This window comes from Paenibacillus filicis, assembly GCF_038070315.1.
Taxonomy (GTDB): domain Bacteria; phylum Bacillota; class Bacilli; order Paenibacillales; family NBRC-103111; genus Paenibacillus_G; species Paenibacillus_G filicis.
In genome coordinates this window covers 120,794-145,665 of the sequence record NZ_JBBPCC010000018.1, presented here as the reverse complement: position 1 = coordinate 145,665, position 24,872 = coordinate 120,794, and the positions used below count along the sequence as shown (strand labels likewise).

General features: G+C 53.0%; 17 protein-coding genes. 14 read left to right on the top strand and 3 right to left on the bottom strand.

Annotated elements, in window-relative coordinates; translation table 11 throughout:
- Positions 1-228 precede the first annotated feature (228 nt).
- Positions 229-2,844 carry a hypothetical protein gene (locus tag WMW72_RS24665; protein ID WP_341418235.1) on the top strand — a complete coding sequence of 872 codons (2,616 nt, stop codon included), beginning with the start codon at positions 229-231 and terminating at the stop codon, positions 2,842-2,844.
- A 111-nt stretch (positions 2,845-2,955) separates the two neighbouring features.
- On the opposite strand, the gene WMW72_RS24660 is transcribed toward WMW72_RS24665, so the two are convergent.
- A complete protein-coding gene (locus WMW72_RS24660) occupies positions 2,956-4,302 on the bottom strand; it encodes an FAD-dependent oxidoreductase (RefSeq protein WP_341418234.1) in 1,347 nt (448 codons plus the stop codon).
- A gap of 92 nt (positions 4,303-4,394) precedes the next feature.
- Positions 4,395-6,380 (bottom strand): ribosomal protection-like ABC-F family protein, encoded by a 1,986-nt coding sequence (gene abc-f / locus WMW72_RS24655; RefSeq protein WP_341418233.1) that lies wholly within the window; start codon positions 6,378-6,380, stop codon positions 4,395-4,397.
- Positions 6,381-6,877: 497 nt separating this feature from the next.
- Here abc-f and WMW72_RS24650 point away from each other — a divergent pair, with 497 nt between their 5' ends.
- From WMW72_RS24650 to WMW72_RS24600, 11 genes are all read left to right on the top strand, one after another.
- Positions 6,878-7,510, top strand: a complete 633-nt coding sequence (locus tag WMW72_RS24650) for a 5-formyltetrahydrofolate cyclo-ligase (protein ID WP_341418232.1) — start codon at positions 6,878-6,880, stop codon at positions 7,508-7,510.
- The gene (gene moaC, locus WMW72_RS24645) at positions 7,507-8,037 is read left to right on the top strand and encodes a cyclic pyranopterin monophosphate synthase MoaC (RefSeq protein WP_341418231.1); all 531 of its coding nucleotides are present in this window, start codon (positions 7,507-7,509) and stop codon (positions 8,035-8,037) included. The genes WMW72_RS24650 and moaC overlap by 4 nt, the downstream gene beginning before the upstream one ends.
- 32 nt (positions 8,038-8,069) lie before the next feature.
- Positions 8,070-8,570, top strand: coding sequence for a MogA/MoaB family molybdenum cofactor biosynthesis protein (locus tag WMW72_RS24640; RefSeq protein ID WP_341418230.1), 501 nt, complete (start codon positions 8,070-8,072; stop codon positions 8,568-8,570).
- The gene (locus WMW72_RS24635; RefSeq protein WP_341418248.1) at positions 8,560-9,564 is read left to right on the top strand and encodes a molybdopterin-binding protein; all 1,005 of its coding nucleotides are present in this window, start codon (positions 8,560-8,562) and stop codon (positions 9,562-9,564) included. The genes WMW72_RS24640 and WMW72_RS24635 overlap by 11 nt, the downstream gene beginning before the upstream one ends.
- Before the next feature lie 29 nt (positions 9,565-9,593).
- A complete protein-coding gene (locus WMW72_RS24630) occupies positions 9,594-10,076 on the top strand; it encodes a twin-arginine translocase TatA/TatE family subunit (RefSeq protein WP_341418229.1) in 483 nt (160 codons plus the stop codon).
- Between the two features lie 46 nt (positions 10,077-10,122).
- Complete coding sequence (gene tatC, locus WMW72_RS24625; protein ID WP_341418228.1) at positions 10,123-10,872, top strand: twin-arginine translocase subunit TatC; 750 nt, start codon at positions 10,123-10,125, stop codon at positions 10,870-10,872.
- 191 nt (positions 10,873-11,063) lie between these two features.
- Positions 11,064-11,345: a co-chaperone GroES gene (gene groES / locus WMW72_RS24620; protein ID WP_159885981.1), complete on the top strand. Its 282-nt coding sequence runs from the start codon at positions 11,064-11,066 to the stop codon at positions 11,343-11,345.
- 96 nt (positions 11,346-11,441) lie between these two features.
- The gene (gene groL / locus WMW72_RS24615) at positions 11,442-13,076 is read left to right on the top strand and encodes a chaperonin GroEL (RefSeq protein ID WP_341418227.1); all 1,635 of its coding nucleotides are present in this window, start codon (positions 11,442-11,444) and stop codon (positions 13,074-13,076) included.
- Positions 13,077-13,255: 179 nt separating this feature from the next.
- Positions 13,256-14,893 carry an SWIM zinc finger family protein gene (locus WMW72_RS24610; protein WP_341418226.1) on the top strand — a complete coding sequence of 546 codons (1,638 nt, stop codon included), beginning with the start codon at positions 13,256-13,258 and terminating at the stop codon, positions 14,891-14,893.
- Positions 14,894-18,376: a DEAD/DEAH box helicase gene (locus WMW72_RS24605; protein ID WP_341418225.1), complete on the top strand. Its 3,483-nt coding sequence runs from the start codon at positions 14,894-14,896 to the stop codon at positions 18,374-18,376.
- Between the two features lie 34 nt (positions 18,377-18,410).
- On the top strand, positions 18,411-18,941 hold the full coding sequence (locus tag WMW72_RS24600; protein WP_341418224.1) for a hypothetical protein: 531 nt from the start codon (positions 18,411-18,413) through the stop codon (positions 18,939-18,941).
- A gap of 192 nt (positions 18,942-19,133) precedes the next feature.
- Here the strand turns inward: WMW72_RS24600 and WMW72_RS24595 are convergent, their stop codons facing one another.
- A complete protein-coding gene (locus tag WMW72_RS24595; protein ID WP_341418223.1) occupies positions 19,134-21,626 on the bottom strand; it encodes an O-antigen ligase family protein in 2,493 nt (830 codons plus the stop codon).
- A 1,191-nt stretch (positions 21,627-22,817) separates the two neighbouring features.
- Between WMW72_RS24595 and WMW72_RS24590 the strand changes: the two genes are divergently transcribed.
- A complete protein-coding gene (locus WMW72_RS24590; RefSeq protein ID WP_341418222.1) occupies positions 22,818-23,615 on the top strand; it encodes an ABC transporter permease in 798 nt (265 codons plus the stop codon).
- Positions 23,605-24,864, top strand: coding sequence for an ABC transporter ATP-binding protein (locus WMW72_RS24585; protein WP_341418221.1), 1,260 nt, complete (start codon positions 23,605-23,607; stop codon positions 24,862-24,864). Before WMW72_RS24590 ends, WMW72_RS24585 begins: the two co-directional genes overlap by 11 nt.
- The last annotated feature ends 8 nt before the right edge of the window (positions 24,865-24,872 follow it).

Genomic DNA, 24,872 nt, shown 5'->3' with positions numbered 1-24,872 from the left:
GGGTCCCAAATCTGTGGATAATGTGCATAACTCTGTGGATGGCTAAAAAAAGTCCGATTTTTCAAGGCGAAGTGACATTTTTTTCTGGGGATAATCCTGTGGATACATGATAAATACCCCTGCGTTGTACACATGCTGGATAATGTCCTGTGATTTGGGAAAAGTACGGAGAAAATGGCGACTCTTCACCGTAGATGTCAGCGGACAGATGCCGAAGCGAGGGTAGTTATGCACAGTGGATATCTAGGTGTTACCCGTAACTGCAAGCTGTTGAAACAATTCCGGATTGTCGTTTTGGTACTGATGATGTCAGGAAATGCGCTTGCTTCGACAGCTTCCGCCACGGAGTGGGAAGGGGTGTCGGATACGGCTGTGAATGGTACCCATGTGACGGTCATCTCCCTGCCGGGCTTGTCCTTCCTGGAGCTCGAACCTGCGAGCCTGATGCGCTATCCGGCTCTGCGCAGTCTGGCGGCGGATAGTGACGTAGCGGCGATGAACGTCCGTTTGCCTGTCAGAGGAGCCGCGTCCGTCTACGCCACATGGGGTGCGGGTTCTCCGGCCGATGCCAGGGGGATCGCTGCGGGAAGAAGAGCGCGGCCTGACCTGCCATGGCTGCATAACGGGGCTACGCCCGAGTTGGCCGGTAAGGAAGGAGATGCTGGCAGCTATTCGAGCCTGAGCGCCCCAGCTATGTTAGAGCCGGCTCTCGGGGATAACGGCAGCTCCTGGACGGTACCTGGATTGGGGAGAATGCAGAAACGCAGTAGGCGAGGAGGCTTTCGGGCTGTACCGGGAGCGCTGGCGCAGCGGCTGGGAGATACAGGAGTCCGGACTGGGGTATGGCGTCTGGTCGGGACAGAAGAGAGGACTGAAGGTATAGCTGAAGGCCGGAGGCCATTCACCGCCGCGCTGATGATGATGAACGAGCAGGGGAAGGTTGCGGCAGGCGGAGGGGCTGCGATCGGGCAAGTGTCCTCGCTGTTGTACCGGAGCTGGAATCAAGTGGTTGAAGCTGCCGGAAATGAGCCTGCCGAGGGTCGTATCCGGCATGGCACCTTGAATGTCCTGGAGTACGATGGAATCGCAAGGGCATTCAGCCCACGAGGAGGGGAAGGGCAGGACGAGAGGAAGGCAGGGGCCAGACTGGATAAGGCGATGCTCGAAGCAGACCGGCTGTTGGCGTTCGTCCGTTCGGCAGTCACCGTACGAAGTCGGCAGCGCCCGGAGGAGCGGCAGGTGATTTGGCTCGTTAGCCCGGAGATCAATCCAATCGCGCAGCGGGCCAAAAAGCTGCTGACGCCCGTCTTGCGCTGGAGTCCGTCGCTGGATGGGGTATTCTCTATTAACACGGTCAGCGAAGCGGGCAAGCCTACCAGAATGAGCTCGGCCAGCACGTACCGGCCGGGTATCGTCGCTGCCGTCGATTTGGCCCCGTCGCTGCTCAGGGAGTTCGGCCTTCCTGCCTCCGCCTCTATGGTCGGCTTACCTATATACAGGCTGGGTAACGGGCAGGCTGACGGCCCCTTGTTGTTATCGTCTCATTCGGCATCATCAGGTTCCGTTCTGAACGAGCTTATGCAAGAGCTCGAAGGGTTGAGCTGGATTTATAAGCTTAGACCGCCGTTATTATATGGGCTGGTTGTGTTTGAGATTGTTATTATGGTAGCGGGCTTGTTCGCTGGCTGGGGACTTATGGGCAGAGGACGGATAAGGATCAGGTGCGTAAGCTTCCTCTTGCTGGCGATTTTGTGGATTCCGGCTCTGCTGGTTGCGATGGGGGGGACAATCGGCAGTCCCGTACGAGGGGCAGCGTTGGCCTTGCTGGCGCTAAGCTTAGGAATTGCCGGCTGGCGGCGCTGCAGCTCTCTCTACCTGCGGCAGGCTATGCTACGGGTATTAGCTGCCGCAGGCATCGGTACGTCTGTGCTGATCTTGGCGGATGCCATGTGGGGAGCGCCGCTGATGAAGCATTCGGTGCTGGGCTACGATGCGATGATCGGAGCTCGTTATTACGGCATCGGCAATGAGTGCATGGGCGTGCTGCTTGGCTCCTCGCTGCTCGCTGTGAGTATGCTGCTTGAGCTACGCCGCCGTCATCCCGCGCAGCAGCAGGAACGCCCGGCGCAGCGGGGAAAAGCTTATCTTGCCGCCTGGCCAGCTGTGGTCGCCGGGCTGTTGACGACCGGCACCCTCGCTGCGCCGGGGATTGGGGCCAACGCCGGCGGCGCGCTGGCGGCCGCGGCAGGCTTCGGCGTGCTGGCCGCTCGGCTGGCGGCCGGCGGGCCGCTGCGCTGGCGCGGCCTCAGTCTGGCGCTGGCGGGGCCGCTCGCCGCCGCGCTGTTCGGGCTGTGGCTGCTGAACGCCGCCGCTCCCCCCGCCCCTGCGGGGGGAAGCGGCTCTGCCGCAGCCGCCATGGCCACCGTCGCCGCTGAGCAGGGCGACGGTCGTGCAGGGGCCGATGCGGGGCATGGCTCCCACATCGGCCGGGCTTTCACCGTCCTGCTGCAGGGCCGCTGGGACGATATTGGAGCCATCATCGAGCGCAAGCTGGCGATGAATCTGCATCTGCTCCGCGTATCGGCGTGGAGCAAGGTGCTGCTGACCGGCCTCGCAGTGATGGCCGCGCTGCTGCTGCGCCCGAAGGGCAGGCTGCGGGCGTGGGAACGGAGCTACCCGTTCCTGATGCACGGATGCTACGCCAATGTGCTCGGCTCGTTCGCCGCACTCGCCCTCAATGATTCGGGCATCGTCGCCGCAGCCGCAATGATCGTCTACGGCTGCGTGCCCTTATTGCTGCTCCGCTTGCGGGAGAGAGCTGCAGAGGCGGAGGCAGGAGGATAGGCAGGGGATCGGCCAGCAGCTTCTTGTAAGCCTGCATCCCATGACTCACCGACAAGAGCAGGGTAGTTAGAAGGGGAAAGGGAAAGCATACCATGTGGTGTTTCTTGCAGGCTAAACCTCGTGCCCGATCAGCCAGTCAAGTCGCTGCAGCTGGAAGTGGGAAGGTACTACGCGCAGCAGGCTGTTCCGGACGGAGATCGCTAAGGGGTGCTCCATCTGCACGATGCGCCCCATCCGGCGCGATGCTGCGACAACCCGAGTCGTCCTGGGAATGCGCTGCTCCTCGTAGGCGAGCAGCGCATCCTTTATGCTGCGAAGGCCTTGTCCGGACTGCAGGCCGTCAGCTCTCGTAGCTTCCGTCATGGTGAATTTCCCATCATCTAAGGTTCCGCCTCCGGCAGTGAGAGAAGTCTGTATGCGGCTGCTTATTTCTTCGGGCTTGCATCCATCAAGCGGGCGGAGACCGGCCTGCTGCCCGGCATCCCTCGATCCGTACGGCAGGCAGTGCGCCAGCACCAGCGCATCCTCAAGCGCCTGGGCGCCTCCTTGGCCCAAGTTCGGCAGCATGGGATGGGCAGCATCCCCGAGCAAGGTGATACGTCCCTGGCTCCAGCTTTGCAGGGGTGCGCGATCGAAAATATCATGAGCGAGGATGGCACTGTCCTCTGTAGCCTCGATCAAGGCTTCGATGGGGGAGAACCAGCCCTTGACGAAGCTAAGAGCCGCTTGCTTGCGTTCGGGAACAGATACGATTCTGTCTTGTGGCGCATTGACTGCCGCAAACCAGAACATACGGCCTGGCGCAAGCGGCGTCGCACCGAAGCGGACACCGGGGCCCCAGGCTTCAAAGCCATCGCCGATCTCCCGGGCAATCCGCTGCTCAGGGAAGCTGCAGATGCCCCGATAAGCCGTAAATCCGGCATAGCGCAGCGGAGATGAGCCGAATAGGCCGGTACGCACCACCGAATGCAGGCCGTCCGCTCCGATCAGCAGATCGGCGGAGAGGGAGCTGCCGTTAGCCAGTATCGCCTGGGTCTCGTTCTCATCCTGCCAGACCTCAGCCAGAGGAGTCTCCCCCTGCACGGTACCTGGCCCCAGCACGCCGAGCAGCGCTTGCTGGAGTTCGGCCCGATGAATCATCCAGCTCTCCGATCCGAACCGCCGGGCCTGACGCTCCACAGGGAGCCGGGTTATCAGCCGGCCCTTTGGGGTCCGGATCTCTCCCTGAGCCACGGGTGAGCCCATCCGGCGCACTGCTTCTCCGGCTCCTAGCTGGTCCAGCGCCTTCATGGCGTTGGCAGCGAGTACGATCCCGGCGCCCGCCTCCTGGCCAACCGGCCGCTTCTCCAGCACCTGTACGCTCCAGCCGCGAAGCTGCAGCGCTCGTGCCGCCGCCAGCCCGCCGATCCCAGCCCCGACGACGATGGCCTTGAGTTCTGATTGCCTCTGCTCCAGCATAACCCTGCCTCCTTGCAGCAAAGACGCCTATACCAGGCGTCTTTGTCTTGTCTTGGACGTTTAGAAGATGTTCAGGCCCATCCTGCCGCCTGCTACTCGGCCAGTTGCTCCCACTGCTCGTAACAGGAAGCCAGCTCGCTTCGCTTGGCTTCGATCTGCTCGTTCTTCTGCTGAACGAGCACGTAATCATTGAACACCTCGGGCAGAGCGAGCTCTTCCTCGAGCCCGGAGATGCCTGACTCCAGCTCCGCGATCTGCGCTTCGAGCTGCTCCAGCTTGCGCTGACGGCTTCTCTCCTCGCGCTTGGCCAGCTTGCTCGATTCATAAGGATTGGAGGCTGCGCTCTCGCCCCCGGCGCTTCCTGCCGCACTCCCGGATTTCTCCGTCCCTTTTCCAGGAGCGCTGCCCGAAGCCGAGCGCTTGGCTGCTTCTTGGGCCAGGCGCTGCTGCTCGATCTCGGCGAGCTCCAGCTTCTTTTCGACGTAATCGTCATAATTGCCCAGATAGGCCGTCACTCCGTCAGTGGATAGCTCGAGCATGTTCTCGGCCATTTTATTGAGGAAATACCGGTCATGGGAAATAAACAGCAGCGTGCCCTCGTAATCGATCAGGGCCGATTCAAGCACTTCCTTGGAGAATAAGTCCAGATGGTTGGTCGGCTCGTCCAAAATCAAGACGTTCGCTTTGAGCAGCATCAGCTTGGCCAGCGAAACCCTGGCCTTCTCGCCGCCGCTAAGCGAGCCGATCTTCTTGAACACGTCCTCCCCGCTGAACAGGAAGCTGCCCAGCACGGTCCGAACCCGCCCCTCCTCCAGATGAGGGAAGGCATTCCAGACCTCCTCCAGCACCGTCTGATTGGGGTTCAGCCCCGTCTGCTCCTGATCGTAGTAAGCGATCTTCACATTGGCGCCCCATTGGTAGGTTCCCCGGTCCTGTGTATGCTGGCCGATCAGCGTCCGCAGCAAGGTCGTCTTGCCGATGCCGTTAGGTCCGATCAGAGCGGCGGTATCGCCCCGGCGCAGCTGGAAGGAGATGCCTTGGGTCAATGGCTTGCGTCCGTCATAGGAGACGGAGATCCCCCGCACGTCCAGCACCTCGCGTCCGCTCGGAACCTCGACCTCGAAGGAAAAGCTGGCGCGCTTCAGATCGCCGAGCGGCTTGTCGAGCCGGTCCATCTTCTCCAGCGCCTTGCGGCGGCTCTGCGCCCGCTTGGTCGTCGAGGCGCGGGTGATGTTGCGTTGGACGAAATCCTCCATCTTGGCGATTTCCTCCTGCTGCTTTTCGAACTGCTTCAGCTCAATCTCATAATTCGCTTCTTTCAGCTCGATATAGCGGGAGTAGTTACCGGTATACCGCTTGGAGGAGGTGCGTTCGATCTCGTAGATCGCGTCAACCAGAGCGTCGAGGAAGTACCGGTCATGCGAGACGACCAGAATCGCGCCCGGATAAGAGCGCAGATACTGCTCCAGCCAGGTCAGCGTCGGAATGTCCAGATGGTTGGTCGGCTCGTCCAGCAGCAGCAGGTCAGGGGCCTCAAGCAGCATCTTGGCCAGCGCCAGCCGGGTTTTCTGACCGCCGCTGAGTGCCTGCACAGGGGTTGCCGGGTCCATCTGTCCGAAGCCCATGCCGTTCAATACGCCGCGGACCTTGGCCTCTACCTCGTAGCCTCCGGATGCGCGGAATGTATCCGATAGCTCCGCATACCGCCGCATCGTATCCTCGGTTTTCTTCTCGTCGGCCAGCACCTCAGGGTCCGACATCCGGGCCTCCAGGCGGCGCAGCTCCGATTCGGTCTCCAGTACCCCGGCGAACACGCTGATCAGCTCATTCCATATCGAACGGTCGGAATGCAGGCCGGAGTTTTGCTTTAAGTATCCGATTTTCGTTTCTTTGGCTTTGAAAATGTTTCCCTGATCGTAGGATAGCTCCCCGGCGATAATCTGCAGCAGCGTCGACTTGCCTGCTCCATTGACCCCGACCAGGCCGATCCGCTCGCGTGCTTCAATTTGAAGCGTTATATGAGAGAGCACGCTTGTGACGCCGTAGCTCTTGGCGATGCCGCTAACTTGCAAAAGCATAATAAATAAAGCCTCCCTGATGCATCGAGGTTAGATGTACAGCAAGAGCTGCACATAGTTGGTATAAGTGTAGCATAAGCGGTAGCCGGCAACCAAGCTATACCGCATCTTTCTTCTATAAAAATATCTGCAAGGAAAGCAGGCTGCACGGTTCTTGCTGCTTCTAGACCTTCCCGTTCTGGCTTTGCTGGGCTTGGTCAGCTACGCTTTGTGTCGCTACATATAATATTGGTCTAGCGGAGAACTTGGAGGGACATGCTTATCCCTCAGGCCAGCCTTCAATTCAAATCTTCATTTCCAAGGAGTCCGTAACGCCGAGCAGGTCCTTTCAGTCCATCCGGCCACATCAGGGCAGCTAGAGTACTGTGGTTTGGGGTGAATGCTTTTTTTTATTGAGTATTTATTGTAAACTGATGAAAATGGAGTTTTGATTTGCAAAACGGAACTTGTTCCCTGGCTGCATTGTTTTTATCGCTTCGTGAAAAGAGGCCGTTCCCATGAATATTAAAGAGAAAAAAATTGAACTGAGGCGGCAAGCCGAGGCGGTACGCTCCGATATTGGCGAAGAGGAACGCCGGCGCAAATCCGAAGAAATCAGCCGCAAACTCATCGCAAGGCTGGAGGAGCTCATGCGTCCCGACCCCGCAGTCCGGCGCAAGCCTACCTTGTTTGCTTATATGCCTGTCAAATCCGAGGTTGACGTAACCTCAGTGCTCGAAGCCTGCTGGAAGCGCCCTTGGCGTGTTGTGGTGCCCAAGGTCGTGCCTGCCCATAAGCAGCTCAAGCTGTACGAGATCAAATCGTATGCCGACCTGGAGCGGGGGACCTGGGGCATCCGCGAGCCGGTGGCCAAAGCCCCGCAATTGTTCGATATCCGGCAGATCGACGTCGCTCTAGTGCCAGGACTGGCCTTCGATCTGAACATGGGCCGCCTCGGCTACGGCGGAGGGTTCTATGATCGTTTCATGCAGCAGTATGTGCGGACAGGCTTGCCTAAGCCGTATATTGTAGCGGCGTCCTTCGAGGAGCAGATTATTGACGAGGTGCCGATGGGGCTGTTCGACTTCCGGATCAATGAGCTGGTGACGGAATCCCGATGTATTCTGGAAGGGGGCGCCGAGATCAAGTGACGGACGAAGCGCGTGATCCCGGAGGGTTAAAGCCGCAGGCCGATCAGGCCACGCTGACTCATTTCAACTCGCAGGGCCGGGCCCGCATGGTTGATGTTAGCGAGAAGCCGGAAACCTCCCGCTCGGCGACCGCCCGGACGACGGTGACCATGCAGCCGTCTACCCTCGAGCAGATCCGGCAGGGCCGGGTCGGCAAAGGCGATGTACTGGCCGTCGCGCAGGTGGCGGCCGTCATGGCTGCGAAGAAAACGTCGGATTGGATTCCGATGTGCCATCCTCTTCCCTTGACCGGTATCGATGTAGGATTCAGCGATAACGGCAGGGATGAGCTGTACATAGAAGCAACCGTGAAAACCAAAGGACAGACCGGCGTCGAGATGGAGGCCCTGACGGCCGTATCCGCAGCCGCGCTGACCGTCTATGATATGTGCAAGGCGCTTGAGAAGTCGATGCAGATCGGCCCGACGCTGCTGCTGGCCAAGTCCGGCGGCAAGAGCGGCGATTATACCCATCAGGCGGAGAGCTAGGAACTGCAATTCAATCGGGGAGGAGTAGGCATATGCGCTGGAAAGTGGCGATTTTGACCGCAAGCGACCGCGGTTCCCGCGGAGAACGGGAAGACACTAGTGCACAGGTTATTCGGGAATTGATTGAAGAAGAAATGCATGGCGAAATTATCGAGTATCGGATCGTACCTGATGAGAAGGACGAGATCATGGCTGCCTTGATCGAAATGACCGACTACTTCAAAGCCGATCTCATCATTACAACCGGCGGTACGGGACTGGCTGTCCGCGACGTTACCCCTGAGGCTACGCTGGAGGTTATCGAACGGCAGGTACCGGGGCTGGCCGAAGCCATGAGGCTGTATTCCATGCAGAAAACGCGCCGGGCGATGCTGTCCCGCGCCATATGCGGAATTCGGGGACAATCGCTGATCGTCAATCTGCCGGGCAGCCCCAAGGGCGTATCCGACAATTTGTCCGCCATTATGGACCAACTGCCGCATGCGCTCGCTATTTTGTCCGGACGTGAAGGGAATCACGGGGATGAAGCCTGAGGACATGCTGGAGGAAGTAGCTGTCGAGCAGGCTGTCGGTCTTGTGCTGGCACATGATCTGACACAGATTCTACCCGGGCAGTTCAAGGGCAGGCTGTTCAAGAAAGGCCACGTCATCCAGGAGGAGGACATCCCTGCGCTGCTCAGCATCGGCAAGGAGCATATTTATACGCTCCGGCTCCAGGCAGGCTTCCTTCATGAGGACGATGCCGCACTCCGACTCGCTCAAGCCGCGCAAGGCTCACATGTGGAGCTTACCAACCCCCATGAAGGAAAAATCACGCTGAAATCAACCATCCACGGCTTGGCCAAAATCGATAAAGAACGGATCGACCGGGTCAACGCACTTGATCAGATCATCATGTCAACGATCCGTTCGAATACCGTTGTTCGTCCCGGCGGGGCATTGATGGGCACGCGGGTTATCCCGCTTGTCATTGAAGAAAGCCGTATCGCAGCGGCTGAAGCGCTCGCGGCTTCAGCCGCCTTCCCGGTCGCCCAAGTGAAGCCGTTCCGTGCCTTAAGGGTCGGACTCATCACAACTGGCAGCGAGGTATTCAAGGGACGCATTACGGACAAGTTCGGGCCTGTGGTGAAGGCCAAGGTCGAGGCACTGGGATCTGAAGTGATCGCTCAGCGGCTCGCGCCCGACGACAGCTCGGTCATCGCGGCCGAGATCCGGCGGTTTCTGGAAGAGGACCGCGCCGACCTGATCCTGCTTACAGGCGGGATGTCGGTCGATCCTGACGACCGGACGCCCGGAGCGATCAAGCAGGCGGGGACGGATATTGTCAGCTACGGGACGCCGATGCTCCCCGGCTCGATGCTGCTCGTCGGCTATCTGGAGGGAGTTCCCGTCATGGGCTTGCCGGGGTGTGTCATGCATGATCCGCACACCTCCTTCGATGTGCTGCTTCCACGCATCTGTGCCGGTGAAACGATCATCCGGCAGGACATTACGGAGCTGGGCTATGGAGGTTTGCAGAACTGCTAGCCTAACTTAAAGAGAAGGGTCGAGAGGCCATGTTTGGCAATATTGGAACATCTGAATTCATCTTGATCGCCGTAGTGGCCCTTATCCTGTTCGGACCGGCCAAGCTGCCGGAGATCGGTCGTACGGTAGGCAACATGATCCGGGAATTCAAGCAGGGCGCCCGCGAGCTGCTGAATGATCTACCGACTGATACCGGACGCAGGGATGTAACGCCTCCTCCTGCACCTGCTCAGACGGTGGAAACCGCTGCGCCTGCACAGCAGTCGTCTGCGGCTGTTTCGCCGCAGGAGGCTTCCGCAGGAGATGATAGGAGCTTATCGCCAGACAGCGGAGACGGGCAGGCGTCTGTGACGGCGGGTCAGACGAACACGAGCGTGGGGGCGGCAGCTTCGGCTTCTCCCGCCCCGGACCCCGTGGGCCGGCTGGCGCCTATCCAAGATCCCCCTCAGACTCACGAAGGCGGAGAAACGGGTAAAGAGTCCCGCAGCAACCCCCGGAGGCTGCCGGACTAGGTCGTTACATTGAAAGGGCAGGTGAAGCATATTGCAGGACGAGGGCATGACTTTGGTCGAGCATTTGACTGAGCTGCGGAAACGGATTATCTGGATTGTCGTCGTCTTGATCGTTGGGATGGCAATCGGCTTGTTCACGACCAATCCGCTGATTACGCTGCTGAAGACGGTTCCCCCGGCGAACGGCATCAACTGGAATGCCTTCTCCCCTTGGGATCCGCTCAAGATGTATATGAATTTTGCACTCGTAACCGGCTTGCTGATTACGCTGCCGTTCACGCTGTATCAGCTCTGGTCTTTTCTGAAGCCTGGGCTGCGTGAGGTGGAGCAGAAGGCCTCGCTGATGTATGTACCGTTCGCTTTTTTTATGTTTCTACTCGGTCTAGCCTTCGGGTATTTCATCGTATTCCAGATGGCTTTTCTGTTTACAACCTCTATCGCCAAAAGCCTGCAATTGAGCGAGACTTACGGCATTGCCCAGTATTTCGGATTTATGTTTAATATTATTCTCCCTATCGCCCTGGTGTTCGAGCTGCCGATCGTCGTGATGTTTCTGACGAAAATCCGGCTGTTGAATCCGAAGCTGCTCCGCAAGATCCGCCGGTTCGCCTATCTGATTCTGGTTGTCATCTCAACTATGATCACCCCGCCGGACGCGATATCTGCTATTGTGGTTGCCGTACCGATGATCATTCTGTACGAGTTCAGCGTGTATTTATCGGCTAACATTTACCGCAAGCAGCAGCTGCAGGATCAAGCCTGGGAGCAGGAAGCGCAAACGAAGCCTGTCGAATGACAGGCTTTTTTGTTGAGGGGGCATAGGTATATTCGTGAGTGCTGCCGGAGACAATGGGGAGGGCGTTAAAAAGTTGTAAAAGCACTTGCAAAATGAGTGCGAAATAGTTATCATAAATAGTGTTGTTAGCACTTGAGACATCTGAGTGCTAAACTTACCCCAGTACCACAATTTAAAGGAGGCATTTTCTCATGATCAAACCGTTGGGTGATCGCGTAGTTATCGAAGCCATCGCTAAGGAGGAAACGACCGCATCCGGAATCGTACTGCCTGACACGGCGAAGGAAAAGCCGCAAGAAGGTAAAGTCGTAGCAGTCGGCAGCGGTACACTCAAGGATGGCGAACGCGTAGCGCTCGAACTGAAGGAAGGCGACCGCGTGATTTTCTCCAAATACGCGGGTACCGAAGTGAAATTCGAAGGCCGCGACTTGCTGATCATGCGCGAAAGCGACGTACTTGCCGTTCTGGCTTAAGGTTCATCGCCGCCATATACTTAAGTTTGGCATCACAACGAAGAAATATCCGAGCGTGTTCAACATAAACATTTTCCAAATCGGGAGGGTTCATTCATGGCTAAAGATATTAAATTCAGCGAAGAAGCTCGCCGTTCGATGCTTCGCGGCGTAGACGCTTTGGCGAACGCTGTTAAGGTTACACTCGGTCCTAAAGGCCGCAACGTGGTCCTCGAGAAAAAATTCGGCAGCCCACTGATCACCAATGACGGCGTGACGATTGCCAAAGAAATCGAGCTCGAAGATGCATTCGAGAACATGGGCGCTCAACTCGTTAAAGAAGTAGCGACCAAAACCAATGATGTTGCCGGTGACGGTACGACTACCGCTACAGTTCTGGCTCAAGCGATGATCCGCGAAGGTCTGAAAAACGTAACCGCAGGCGCTAACCCTATGGTTATCCGCAAAGGTATCGAGAAAGCTGTAAAAGCGGCTGTTCAAGAACTTGCTAGCATCGCCAAGCCGATCGAAGGCAAGCAATCCATCGCACAAGTAGCTGCAATCTCGGCTGCTGACGACGAAGTAGGCGAACTGATCGCCGAAGCTATGGAGAAAGTCGGCAAAGACGGCGTTATCACCGTTGAAGAATCCAAAGGCTTCGCTACGGAGCTTGAAGTGGTTGAAGGTATGCAATTCGACCGCGGCTACATTTCCCCGTACATGATCACGGATACGGACAAGATGGAAGCTGTACTGGACAACCCGCATATCCTCATCACTGACAAGAAAATCACGAACATTCAAGAGATCCTTCCGGTTCTTGAGAAAGTCGTTCAATCCGGCAAGCAACTGCTGATCATCGCTGAGGATGTTGAAGGCGAAGCGCTGGCAACTCTGGTTGTCAACCGTCTGCGCGGCACATTCACTTGCGTTGCAGTTAAGGCTCCTGGCTTCGGCGACCGCCGCAAAGCTATGCTGGGCGACATCGCTGCACTCACAGGCGGCCAAGTCATCACCGAGGAACTCGGCCTTGAGCTGAAATCCACGCGTCCTGAGCAGCTCGGTTCCGCTCGTCAAATCCGCGTAACCAAAGAAAACACGATCATCGTGGATGGCGCTGGCGACAAGAAAGACATCGGCACTCGCGTATCGCAAATCCGCGCTCAACTGGAAGAAACAACTTCCGAGTTCGATAAAGAAAAACTGCAAGAGCGTCTGGCTAAGCTGTCCGGCGGCGTAGCTGTCGTGAAAGTCGGCGCTGCTACCGAAACTGAGCTGAAAGAGCGCAAGCTTCGCATCGAAGATGCTCTGAACGCTACTCGTGCAGCTGTAGAAGAAGGTATCGTAGCAGGCGGCGGTACGGCGCTTGTGAATGTATATGCGGCTGTTGCTGCTGTGAATGCAGTAGGCGACGAGCAAACGGGCGTTAACATCGTCCTGCGCGCTCTGGAAGAGCCTGTACGTACGATCGCGGCTAACGCTGGTCAAGAAGGCTCCGTTATCGTCGAGCGCCTGAAGAAAGAAACGACAGGCACTGGCTACAACGCGGCTTCCGGCGAGTGGGTAAACATGATCGAAGCAGGTATCGTTGACCCTGCGAAAGTAACGCGTTCCGCGCTGCAAAACGCAGCATCCGTTGCTTCCATGTTCCTGACGACTGAAGCGGTTATTGCCGATAAGCCTGAAAAAGACAAACCTGCTCTGCCTGATATGGGCGGCATGGGTGGTATGGGCGGCATGGGCGGATTCTAATCCAGCCCCTGCGCAGCGCACCATCATATACTGGAGAACGGCATTCCTATGGAATGCCGTTTTTTGGCTTTTGACGCTCGGGAGCCTTGGGGTCATTCTCGAAGCTTTCAAGCTTATGGTATTATGATAGCAGCAAAGACATTAGAGGTACGGCGAGACGAATGGAGAGTGGATCAGCCATGCACAACCGCAATATCAAGGAATGGACAAGGAGGCTGTACAGTTATTTTACACTGCCGACTCTGCAGCAGGGCTGGCGGTTACTGCAACCGGACCATGTCGTTGAATATGGGATAGACGATACGGAGATTGTGGAAGGTGCAGTGAGGAGAGAAGGAGGGAGTATTCTCGGCGTCGTCACTCTTAATTTGGAGCAGCTACCGGCAAGTCATTGCACATGCTCGAAAGGTAAGGCTTGCGAGCATCTGGCAGCTGTTGCCCTGGCTTACCTGGACATGGAACGCGGCTTCGATATCCGGGACATTTTAAAGCCGGGCGGAAATGCCTGGGGGAGCTCAAGTGGCATGTCTAGGCTATCTGAGGCGGAGACCGTCGTGAGCAACGGAAAAGCAAGCAAGGCGGGCCTGGCTGCAGCTCCCAAGATCCAGGTGCCCGGCTCCGCGTCAAGCGTAGAGGATTGGCACCGTTTTTTCCAACATCGTTTCCCGCTGGAGAGGATCACCAGCTCGCGTTCACTTGAAACTTTATACGATACGGTATACGGAGGGTTATCTCCCACAGGGGCTGCCTGGCCTCCTGCGCTCAAGAGTTTGTATGAGATCCACATTCTTCTCTTTCTCTTCAAGCTGCTGGATGACTTGTCCGAAGCAGGCTACCAGTATGCATATGGATACGATTACTATGGCATGCAACAGGTATACGCCCAGATTGTGGGTCAGGGCTATGACCGACTGCTTTATCTTCTGAGCGGAGTTCATAGGGAGGAAGTGAGAAGGAACTACAGCGAGAGGCTCCAAGCCACAGCCGATTATTTGGCTCAGCACGCCTTCCCCTCGTCGAGCAGCTTCATTCCCTGGCTGTCTGTGTATATGTCCTTATGGAAGGGGCTGCTGCTTGATGAGCTCAGCGCCGATCGCGAGAAGGCCAGGCTCAGTCGTGCCTCTCGGCAGGAAGGGCTCAGTCAGACCTTGTTCGACCATCTGATGGCCGCCCGGATCTTGTTCGATGTGGAGGCGGGGGAGGATGAAGCGGCCCTTCATAAAGCCGGGCAGCTGAAGCTGCGCGGTCATATCCGGCTAGCTCCCTTCCTGCACAGCTTTGAGCATAAGAAGCAATGGGATAGGCTTCAGCTTTGGCTGGAGCGGCTGGCTCCTCTCATTCAGAAGAAATGGGGTCAGCCCGACCCGGGCTATTATGAGCTGTGGGAAGAGTTGCTGGACCATCACCCTGCCGAGAAGTCTTGGGAAAGCGTCATGATCCAGCTTCTTCCCCCAAGCTTCCCGTATTACTTGGACCGGCTGATGAAGCAGGAGCGATTCCGGGAATGGGTCGATCTTCATCTGACATTCGGGTACACCCCGCTGGACGTCCGGGTGAGCGACTACAAGCCCATCGAACTGAAGCAAAAGCATCTGCTGCTCCCTTGGTTTCATCACAGCATCGAGCGGCTGATCGCCGAGAAAAACCGCGATGCTTACAAAAGGGCCGTCAGGCTGATGAAGAAGCTGAGAACGACGTATGGCAAGCTGAAGCAGCAGGAACGCTGGGAGCTTTACTTGAAACATACCAGCAGCAAATATTCAAGGCTGCGAGCCCTCCAGGAAGAAATGGGCCAGCTGAGGAAGGGGGAGGCATAGATGCTGAACGTCAAGTCTTATCTTATAGAAGGCCAGCCTCTACCCGACGGTGGCTGGGCAATCTGGTCCGATGGGGATGAACAGGGCGGGAGGCTGCCGGTGCCGGCAGAAGGCCTGCGCTTCCGGTTATTTCCCTGGCATGAGCGTTCCATGTATGGCTTGCTATTGGAACAAGGGATTCCAGGGCGCAGCGAAGCGCTGAGGCTGTCGGCCTATGATGCGGTAGATTACTTGGCGGAGCCGGGAGTCTCCCTGCATCTGCCGGTTGTGTGGAGCCGGACACTGCAGCTGGCGAGTGCTGCGGCTAGGCTGCTGCGGCAAGCCCTGGACAAAGGCTGTTACCGTCCTGACCCTGTTGCTTGGCAGCAAGGGGAACTCGGGTGGAAGCTGATGGTTCCAGCGGAACGTCAGGCCGAATTCGCGCGAATCGAGCAAGAATTGGCCGCTATAGGGGGAGATCTGGCCAGATGGTTCTCGTTGGCGGTCGAGGAGCTGTTGGCGCAGGAGCCTACTATTACCGCGGCCTGGGATGAATTACTGGTTCAGGAGCCTTTGCTGGGGCGGTATCGTGAGGATGCGGAGGCTATCCGAGATTCACGGGATCAGGAGACTGAGCGTGGGAGCAGGAGGGCAGGCTTGACGGCTGCAGGTACTGCAAGAAGCGAGAAAGCCGATGTAGGGGCTTTGAGTTCTGCTGTGAACCTCCACCATGCGGATACTGATCCGATCTTAGCTTCTGAGGCGATGTCAGCAACGGTATTGCCTGTAAGTACCGCCGCTGCTGTCGATGAAGAGGGCTGGCTTGTTTCTGTCGGCTGGAAAAGAGATGACATTCCCTATCGAGTGGCCTTGCGATTGACGGAGCCGCAGGATGAGGAGAACTGGAGCGACGATGAGAAAGCAGATGCGGGGCCAGCGCAGCAAGGAGAAGCCTGGAGGCTGAGCCTAGTGTTGCAGGACAAGCAGAATGCTGCGCTCGTGGTGGAGCAGGAGCTGACAGGGGCATCCCCGCATGCGATTTATACCGCGGTATGCAGCCGTAAGGAGACTCCGAAGCCGTGGCTGGCCGCGCTGGAGCGCAAGCTGGTATCGGATTTGCAGCGAATTGCCTTACTTGTACCGGAGCTTCAGGTTCAGGAGGGTTCATTCGTATCAGGTTCCTTGAAAGGAAGACTGAACGATGAGGAAGCCTGGAAATTTCTGGACGAGGACAGCGAGAAGCTGCTCCAAGCGGGATTTCAGGTCTATCTACCTTCCTGGTGGGAGGAGCTGCGGAGGACGCAGCCGCGTCTGAAGGCCCAGTTAAAGGCATCCTCCGGCTCAGGGACAGGTTCTCTGCTGGGCGTGGACCAGCTGGTGAAGTTTGACTGGAAGATCGCGGTCGGCGATGCGGAGTTTTCAGATATTGAATTTGCTCGTATGGCTGCGGCAAATAAGCGGCTGATGCGCATACGCGGCCGGTGGGTTCAGCTCGATCCTGCCTTTGTCGCGGCGGTCAGGAAGGCGATGAAGCGTGTCGGTACAGGCGGGCTGTCGTTCCGCGAGATTATGGAGCTGCATCTGCTGGGAGCTGAATCTGCGGATGAGGATGTTCCCGAGGGTTCGTCATCCAAGGAAGAGGAGCAGCAACTGCTCATCGAGGTAGAGCTGAACCATCATATGGCTGCATTGATCGGACAATTGCGACATACGGACCGGATCCCGGTTGTTCAGGCGCCTGAAGGGCTGCATGCGAGCCTTCGCAAGTACCAGCAGGACGGGCTGTCCTGGCTGCTATTCCTGCGTCAATTTGGCCTGGGAGCTTGTCTGGCGGATGACATGGGGCTTGGCAAAACGATTCAATTCATCGGCTATCTGCTGCATGCGAGGCAAGAGGGGCAGCCGGCTGCCCAAGATCCGTCCGGGCTTGTCCGCAAGCGTCCGGGCCGGCCCCGCAAGGTCAAGCCTGAGGCGTCAGGTGGAGTGGGGGCTCAGGATACGGCGGTCAGAGGACCGGCCGAAAATCAAGGGGTTTCAGGGGAACTCTCGTTACCCGTGTCAGCCTCCAAGACTGTAGAAGCTGCTTCGCCGCTTGAAGCCAGGGGCAATCGCACTCCCGGTCTGCTCATTTGTCCCACTTCTGTGCTGGGCAACTGGCAGAAGGAGCTGACCCGGTTTGCCCCGTCACTTCGCGTGTATCTGCATTACGGTCCGCAGCGTGCGAAGGCGGAGGAATTTGCATCCGCCGTCCAGGGCTATGATCTCGTATTGACCTCCTATACCCTGGCTCAGTTGGATGAGGAGGAGCTGTCTTCCCTAATTTGGGATGTCATCGGATTGGATGAAGCTCAAAATATTAAAAATGTGCAGACCAAACAGTCTGCCGCCGTGCGTCGTCTGTCCGCACGCCATCGCATCGCTCTTACGGGTACACCGATTGAAAATCGGCTGACGGAGCTGTGGTCGATCTTCGACTTCTTGAATCCCGGGTATTTAGGCACACTGGGCAGCTTCAACCACAAATACGTAAATCCGATCGAGAAAGGTGGCGCCGATCATCTGGTCGGACAAGTGCAAAAGCTGATCAAGCCCTTCCTGCTCAGAAGGCTGAAGAAAGATCCGGCCATCCAGCTGGATTTGCCCGACAAATATGAGAGCAAGGCCTACGTACCATTGACTCTGGAGCAGGCTACGCTGTATGAGAACACGGTACAGGATATGCTGGATCGTCTGGATAGCTTGACAGCCATGGAGAAGAAGGGGCTGATCTTGGCTACCTTGACCAAGCTCAAGCAGATCTGCGATCATCCCGCGCTGTTCTTGAAGGAGTCTGTCGATGCTTCCTGGCAGGATCGGTCCAGCAAGCTGGAGCGGCTGCTGGAGCTGGTCGAAGAGCTCCGTGACGAAGGCGACAACTGCCTGATCTTCACCCAATTTGTCGAGATGGGCCATCTGCTCAAGGCTACACTGGAACGAGAGCGAGGCGATCGTGTGCTGTTCCTTCACGGGGGTGTACCGAAGAAGCAGCGAGATGAGATGATTGCCTGCTTTCAGGGAGAGTCGACACCGGGAGGAGCGGGAGGCCGACTGACCAAGAGGGCATCCCGTGCGGCTGAAGATCAGGTAATAGCTTCATCCGCAACCCCGGCGGGGGGTTCCTCTAACGAACCCGCAGGCATATTTATTCTTTCGCTGAAAGCGGGCGGAACAGGTCTGAACCTTACGGCTGCCAACCATGTTTTCCACTTCGACCGCTGGTGGAACCCGGCTGTGGAGAATCAGGCGACGGACCGTGCCTTCCGGATCGGACAGACCCGTAATGTGCAGGTGCATAAATTCGTCGCGCTGGGCACGCTGGAGGAGCGTATAGACGAGATGATCGAGCGAAAGTTCGGGCTTAGCGAGCAGATCGTCGGAACCGGCGAGAACTGGGTGACCGAAATGTCGACGGATGAGCTTCGGGAGATGTTTGCTTTACGCCGAGATTGGGTTGGTAAGGCTTAGATACCTCATATAGCAGAGAGTAGGTGGTCATCGGATGTCGAAGCGCAAGCGGGACAAAATCAAGGCGAAAGAGCGTCGACATAATCGCAGTGAAGGATCGAATCTGACGGTTATTCGGGGCGGCTCTGGCAAACCGTCAGTCAAGGGCGAGCTGTCCGGGTCCGAGCAGCTGGCTATGGAACCAACATCTAGAACCGTGTCTGCTGCTGCAAAGGAACTTGCGGCTGTGCCGGACTTGAATACGGCCAAGCGCCGCGGGAGACCGCCCAAAAGCAACGTACTGGCGGAAACAGCGTCTAACAAGTCTAATGCAGCAGGGCCCCGGGCCGCTATGGAACAAGCACCGGAGAGAACGATCGGAAGCTTAGTTCCAAGGCTGGACGAAGAAGGCTTAGATGCGGCGCGAGAGCCGAAGAAAAAACGCGGTTCAGGAAAGAAAAAGCAGACCATCGACTGGACGGCTGAACTGGATCTGGAAGCATCGCCTCATCTGAGAGAGATGACTCCAGCTTGGCAGCAGCTGTATGCGTTGGTAGGACGAGTGGCGAGGCGTGAGGAGAGGTAAGGGTAACTCTCTAGTGTGGTGCGGGTGCGACTTATTGCTGCTACTCAAACAGAGGCCAGCCTCAGGCTGCGGCTTCGCATAAATGAGTAAGAAACAGACCTTCTGAGGCTGTAAGTCTGCTTATGAAAGGGAAAAGAAGCCCCTGTGCCTCTCCAAGTGGAGGGGAGCCAGGGGCTTACGTGTAGGTTAAAGTTATGGCTTCAAGTTCACTAAGCGCTGAATCTCGTTCTTCTCATTGGCATCCGCAGCGATCAGTTTATCGAAGAGAGCTTGATCGTTCTTGCCTTGCTTCTGCAGGGAGGCCAAGTACCATCTCGTCAACTGACGCGTGAAGGCATCCCCGAGATTCTCATTTAAGCCGAACCTCAGCATGGCCTCTGCCTGGTCGTACTTTCCTTGCAAGAAGTGGATTTCTCCTAAGGAGAAGCTTATCTGTGGCGTAACGGAGAAGTCGTTACCCTGCGCTTGCTCTTTAGGAAGGCTTGCTAATGTCTGATGCTGAGCATCGAAGCGCGAATATACCTGCAGTGCTTGTCCCCAATACTTATCTTGGGTTGCCTGATCCTTCTTGTCTAAGGCCTGGAGGCCGAGACGTGTATTCAGATCAATCGCGGTTTGGTACAGCTCTACTTTCCAAGGGAAATTGTCGAGCTCAGCCGTAGCCATATCCAAGGCAGCCTGGTTGTTTTCTTTGAGCAGATAACTTTGAAGACGCTGGAAAATTAAATTGAATTCGTACGGATTCTTCTCTCTCGATTTATCAATGAGCTCTACAGCCTCGTTATAGAATTTCTCATCCTTGGTCTGGTTGTACACCTGGAATAAAATCGAAGCCTTCTGATTAACAAACTCAGGATGGGTTGGTCTTGTATCAAGTGCTTGATTCAAAGGGGCAGTAATTTGGTTATAATCCGTGACCCCACTTGTCAGCAACTTGGCAGTTGTTTTGAAGTTACGATTTGCGTTTACCAATTGTACGGATGTAAAGAACATGATAAGTGCGATCAAGGTAAAAATGGATGGAACCACCCATTTTTTTTCTGAGAGTTTTTTAATCCAGCCAGCTTTGAAGACTATGGAATCGCCAGAGGTCATCGCTCCAAGACACAAGAACACGAGCAATCCCAAATATACATAACTCAAGTTGAAATCCAAGGCGCTGTGAACCAGCAAGACGATCGCAACAATGAAGAACAGGAAGCGGCTTTCGCGTGAAACTTCATCTTGTCTGGCATAGTTGCGAATGTAGATATACAGAACCGCGATCAGGATCAATGCGAAAATCAATGTTCCGATCAGGCCAGTCTCTACCAGGTACTGCAGATAGAAGCTATGCGCCTGTCGGCTGGTGTACGGGTTATTCTGGTACTTCTCATACAGGGCTGACCAGGCGCCGCCGCCAGCTCCAAGCACCGGATAGTCGCTGAATAGCTTCATGGCGTCCTTGTAAAAAGTCCCGCGCTCAAGTACGCTGTGCTGCTGGAAGTTGATATTTTCAATCCGTGTCCGAATATTATCGGGAAGAGCTTTGGTCACGCCTGTATCCGTGAATAGCAGCACTACAGCGATGGTCCCTACAATAACTGCAATAATCGGAAGGCCAATTTGAGAGAAACGGCGCTGCTGCAGCTTGCTGAGCACCTTCTCCAGCCAAGGCTGTACCCAAAGTTGAATTGCCACAGCCAGCACAGTATAAATCACAGAAGCCACGATCAGACTTGTCCAGCCGCTCTGGGCAAGTTTGGCATCATATCCTTTAAACAATTGCACGCCAGCATTCGACACTTGTGTTAGAATGATGAAGGATGCAACAAAACTCAGGAGCAAGTGCAGTAGAAATGTTACCTGTTTGTAGACTTTCAGGAAAGGAAGGACAAGCAACACGACGATCGGCAGGATGACCAAAGCCCCCCGTGACAGTGTCACAAAGAACGAAATGATGATAGGCACAACGAACAAAGCATGCAGGGCTACGGTGTACCAGCGTTTGGAAGTAATGACAAAATGCACGGCACAGAGTAAAATAGCGATTAGATAGCCTGCGTACGAATTCGCGTATTGGAACACTGATGTTAGACGTGGTCCATTGGAATCTTCCATAACCGCATGCTGGTAATAGGGAAAACTCTCCATATCGGAAGTGAACCATTTGACGACGGGGAAGATGGCTTCGCGCTGTCCGAGCCAGTTCAGTAATCCGAACGCTACAATAAAATAGGCCGAGGCGATAAAGACGTACTGAAGCAGAGAAAGTCCGAATTTCTCGTTGGATATATAATACGCCAGTAAGAAGAAGGCGACATAGATGATCTGAATGTAAAACATGTTGAAGGCAAATGTTGATGACGCCGCGCCTATTGTCGACAGCAGATAGGTCAAGGGAATCAGCCACACGGCAATCGCCAGGACATCGGATGCAGTTTTCATTCTCCAATGGTAGAATAGAAATATGGAAAACAAAAAGAAGGTTAGACACGTCCATACTAGTGCAGAGAAAATCGGTCCTTCAAAGCTGGAGTAGATTCCGTTGAACAAAGCTTTCTGAAACGGAGCCCAGAATAGAAACAAGCTGATCAGGCCAAGGACGATCCACAGGAGGATAGAGTTTGCACTTGTTGAGGTTGCGGCAGCGGATTGTTTTTTGTTCCCGCTGGTGTAGCCGTATTGCGGCTTTTTGGTGCTCATTGGTTTTCTCCTTATCTATGGTAGGGATTGGCGTGGTAGTACGACAAAATTTTATCATATTTGTTGGGGAGTAGCCAAATACGAAAAGTTTGTTTGTAGTTTTATTATATCCGAATATGAATCGATTTGGGCAAATCTCTAGTAAGTTAAACTCGTTTTTGTATAAATTTAAAAGACTACACATTTACGAGGCGGAGTAATCATGGAAATAAATAAAAATTTAAACTTTATTGTATTAATAAGAGGTACTGCATTTCTGTTGGTTTTATATGCTCATTGGGTCGGTAGATAGCTAGATTATAATAAGTTAATTTGGGTACCCCTTACTTTAATTAGAGAATATATCGCTCGACCATTATAAGTAATATAAGATTTTGGATTTTTGTAGTGGTCCTATTTTTTTAACGAGTGGCTATATAGTTACTTTCGTATCTCAAAAGGAAAAACCAATCTCATTCTTAGTTAAAAGATTATTCACGATATATCCGCCGTTAATAATTTCGATTTTATTGATTATCGGATCTAATATTATTTATGGACATTTCACTGACTCTCCTACTTTTATTGATAATTTTATAGTAAAAGCTTATTTGTTATCGTTTACTCTTTTTAACTATGTGCTAGTAACCCAGAATGTTTTAGTGGAGTTGCTTGGACACTTTTATAGAGATTTTATTTTATATCTTGTGTTTTTTATCACTTTCTTTAATTAAAAATAGACCAATTGCTTCAAATTTTGTTTTGATCTCTATTTGTGCTCTAATTATTTTCTTCGATAATTTCTTTTTAATATCTATCTCAGTTGCATATATTCCGTATTTATTAATGGGGCAACTATTGTATTACTTGAATAGCAAAGCTATCAATTTTAAAACCTTTGTTTTTCTATCTACCGTTAATTACTTTATGAATGGCGCCTAGCCTTCAAGCCATAAGCAGCTGTTGTCTATTGTTTTCTGATTTTGGAAGATCATACTCTTTTTTAGATGGATGCTGATACGTAAGCATATTCACAATAAGGTTATCCTTTTTAATGTGGTGAATTCTATTTCATTATAAAGTCGCCTACTTATAAAATATACTCCGAGCTTCCAATGTCTTACGGTTTACGTATTGCTAAAATGTACTACATCGTTAATAATCCGTTCTATTTGAATGTTGCAAAGGGAATAACTATTAAGGGAGACAATTATGTATATTATTAAAGATTTAATAAAATACAAAACTATAATAAAGCAATTCACTTTAAGAGAGCTTTCGATAAAATATAAAGGTTCCGTACTTGGTTTTTCTTGGACTTTTATTACTCCTATTTTAATGTTAGTTGTTTATACTTTTGTTTTTAGTGAAATTTTTAATTCTCGATGGTCCCAAACTGATAATGGTGGCCATGTTGAGTTTGCACTCCTTGTTTTTTGTGGGCTAATCGTGTTTAATATCTTTTCTGAAGTGATATTACGAGCCCCAACTCTAATACCTAGCAATGTAAACTTAGTGAAAAAAGTAGTATTTCCTTTACAGTTGCTTATTATAAACATATTATTTGCTACTTTGGTTCAAGCAGCAATATCTTTTACTATTTTAGTGACGGGTGTATGGATTTTCATGGGTGGGGTTCATTGGACAATCGTATTATTGCCAGTTGTTATACTGCCACTAGTCTTGATTACAGCAGGAGTAGGATGGATAGTAAGCTCATTGGGGGTTTATTTTAAAGATATAGGGCAATTTTTGGGGGTATTTGTACAAGCCTTAATGTTACTTAGTCCCATTTTTTATCCAGTATCATTAATCCCAAAAAACTTATTATTCATTTACAATTTAAACCCAATAACTTTTGTTGTTGAAGATGTTCGAAGAATTATTGTTTGGGGGCAGCTTCCGCAATGGGAATGGACAATATCTGGTATTGTTATAGGGACAATATTATTAATAATAGGATACAAATGGTTTATGAAAACAAAAGGTGGTTTTTCAGATGTCCTCTAACCTTGTGATTTCAATAAAGAATATTTCAAAGTTTTACAAATTTTTTAGTTCACCAACGGAGCGATTAAAGCAAGTTTTTGTAAAAGACAATACAGCACAAAATAACAAGGTCTTTCGAGCGCTCAATAATATTTCGTTTCAGGTCGAAAAGGGCGAAATGTTGGGGATAATCGGAAGAAACGGCTCTGGCAAGAGTACGCTCTTACAAATTATAGCAGGGACGCTTACACCTTCAGAAGGGGATATTGTCGTAAATGGTAAGGTTGCTGCTTTACTCGAATTGGGAAGTGGCTTCAATCCGGACTTTACCGGTCATGAGAATATATATCTTAACGCTTCTATTTTTGGATTATCAAAAGTTGAGACTGATCGTCTATATGATCAAATAATATCCTTTGCAGATATAGGTGAATTTATTAATCAACCAATAAAAACATATTCAAGTGGTATGTTTGTTAGATTAGCTTTTTCTGTGGCTATTCATATGAATCCAGAAATTCTGATTGTAGATGAAGCATTAGCAGTGGGGGATGTATTTTTTCAAAGAAAATGCTTTGAGAAGATCAAAGAATTAAATCAAAATGGATGCACATTAATTTATGTTACACATGAGTTAGCAAACCTAAAGCAAATTGTTAATAGAGCTATATTACTGGATAAAGGGACACTTCTTTACGATGGGTCTCCCGTTGAAGCTGTGAATAAATTTTACAAAAAAGTTTATAGCGCCGAGTCGATTGAGACGCAAGACGCAACGAAAAAATCCATCGTTACTTCCGACAAGAAAAAAGTCGAAGGTATTTCGATTGAACTGACGGATAGAGAACGTTACGGGAATCAAGATGTAGTGTTGTCTAACGTATTTTTAAATACAGAATCGGCAACAATACTATCTGGCCAACAAGTACAGATTAAACTAATGTGTATGGCAAAAAAAGAGATTGCCAGTTTAGTTTTTGGTGTAAGAGTTAAAACAACAAGCGGAATAGATGTCTATGCTTTTAATACACGAGATGAACACATATTGTTTGATACTTTAACACAGAACCAAAATTTCGAATTGAATTTAGATTTCGACTCTTTTAATCTAATTGCTGGAGAGTATTTCGTCTCATTAGCCTTAGGTGGCCAGACCGGAGATGTTTACGAGCCCTATGACCATAGAATTGATTGTTTTTATTTGAAAATTGTTGAATCTGGAAAGGCTACGGGTATAGCCAATCTTAAAAATAAAATTACGCTTCAATAAGGAATGAG

Coding starts and splice junctions, on each gene's coding strand:
- WMW72_RS24610 (WP_341418226.1), top strand. CDS start 13,256: ATGCACAACCGCAATATCAAGGAATGGACAAGGAGGCTGTACAGTTAT.
- WMW72_RS24660 (WP_341418234.1), bottom strand. CDS start 4,302: ATGCTGGAGCAGAGGCAATCAGAACTCAAGGCCATCGTCGTCGGGGCT.
- WMW72_RS24640 (WP_341418230.1), top strand. CDS start 8,070: ATGCGCTGGAAAGTGGCGATTTTGACCGCAAGCGACCGCGGTTCCCGC.
- groES (WP_159885981.1), top strand. CDS start 11,064: ATGATCAAACCGTTGGGTGATCGCGTAGTTATCGAAGCCATCGCTAAG.
- WMW72_RS24600 (WP_341418224.1), top strand. CDS start 18,411: ATGTCGAAGCGCAAGCGGGACAAAATCAAGGCGAAAGAGCGTCGACAT.
- WMW72_RS24635 (WP_341418248.1), top strand. CDS start 8,560: ATGAAGCCTGAGGACATGCTGGAGGAAGTAGCTGTCGAGCAGGCTGTC.
- WMW72_RS24665 (WP_341418235.1), top strand. CDS start 229: ATGCACAGTGGATATCTAGGTGTTACCCGTAACTGCAAGCTGTTGAAA.
- WMW72_RS24590 (WP_341418222.1), top strand. CDS start 22,818: ATGTATATTATTAAAGATTTAATAAAATACAAAACTATAATAAAGCAA.
- WMW72_RS24585 (WP_341418221.1), top strand. CDS start 23,605: ATGTCCTCTAACCTTGTGATTTCAATAAAGAATATTTCAAAGTTTTAC.
- WMW72_RS24650 (WP_341418232.1), top strand. CDS start 6,878: ATGAATATTAAAGAGAAAAAAATTGAACTGAGGCGGCAAGCCGAGGCG.
- groL (WP_341418227.1), top strand. CDS start 11,442: ATGGCTAAAGATATTAAATTCAGCGAAGAAGCTCGCCGTTCGATGCTT.
- WMW72_RS24595 (WP_341418223.1), bottom strand. CDS start 21,626: ATGAGCACCAAAAAGCCGCAATACGGCTACACCAGCGGGAACAAAAAA.
- WMW72_RS24630 (WP_341418229.1), top strand. CDS start 9,594: ATGTTTGGCAATATTGGAACATCTGAATTCATCTTGATCGCCGTAGTG.
- tatC (WP_341418228.1), top strand. CDS start 10,123: ATGACTTTGGTCGAGCATTTGACTGAGCTGCGGAAACGGATTATCTGG.
- abc-f (WP_341418233.1), bottom strand. CDS start 6,380: ATGCTTTTGCAAGTTAGCGGCATCGCCAAGAGCTACGGCGTCACAAGC.
- WMW72_RS24605 (WP_341418225.1), top strand. CDS start 14,894: ATGCTGAACGTCAAGTCTTATCTTATAGAAGGCCAGCCTCTACCCGAC.